Source organism: Pseudomonas sp. KB_12 (genome assembly GCF_052114545.1).
Classification (GTDB): domain Bacteria; phylum Pseudomonadota; class Gammaproteobacteria; order Pseudomonadales; family Pseudomonadaceae; genus Aquipseudomonas; species Aquipseudomonas brassicacearum.
In genome coordinates, this window is the sequence record NZ_JBFREY010000090.1 from 1 (window position 1) to 879 (window position 879).

Here is an 879-nt window from a genome sequence, read left to right on the forward strand (position 1 = left end):
CACCAGCACCGCGAACCTGGTGCTGCAAGTCCATAACAACGACGACCCAGTGATCATCACCGGCCTCGACACTGACGGCGGTGAGCTCACGGTCCAGGAGAAAAACCTCAGCGACGGCAGCAGCCCGGATGCATCGGCGCTGACTCAAAACGGCACCTTTACCGTGACKGCGTTGGACGGTGTGCAGACCCTGAGTGTTGGCGGCATCAACGTCGTCACSGGTGGTGTAGCAGCTGGTTTTCCACAGTCGATTACCACCGCGCTGGGCAACACCCTGACCATCACCGGCTACAACGCCACCACCGGCGTGGTCAGCTACAGCTACACGCTGCTGGATAACGAAGCCCATCCAAACGCCAACGGCGCCAACAGCCTCAGCGAGCAATTTGCGGTTGTTGTCACCGACGACAACGGCACCACCGCCAACGGCAACCTGGACGTGAACATCGTCGACGACTTGCCTAAAGCCGTGGACGACAGCAACGCCAGCACGGCCTCAGAAACCCACCTGACCCTGACTGGCAGCGTACTGACCAACGACACCCAAGGTGCAGACCATGTGGCGTCCGGTCCAATCACCCCCGGTACCTTCACCGGTACTTACGGCACCCTGGTGCTCAACGCCGACGGTTCCTACACCTACACCCTCAACACCGCCGATGCCGACTTCAAAGGCCTGCACGGCGGTGGCGATGGCAGCGAAACCTTCACCTACACGCTGACCGATGCCGACGGCGACACCAGCACCGCGAACCTGGTGCTGCAAGTCCATAACAACGACGACCCAGTGATCATCACCGGCCTCGACACTGACGGCGGTGAGCTCACGGTCCAGGAGAAAAACCTCAGCGACGGCAGCAGCCCGGATGCATCGGCGCT

1 protein-coding gene is annotated in these 879 nt (G+C 61.5%); it reads left to right on the forward strand.

The genetic code is table 11. From position 1 onward, the window contains the following. The coding region (locus AB4Z20_RS27985; protein ID WP_442091230.1) for an Ig-like domain-containing protein at positions 1-879 on the forward strand (879 nt) is incomplete at both ends.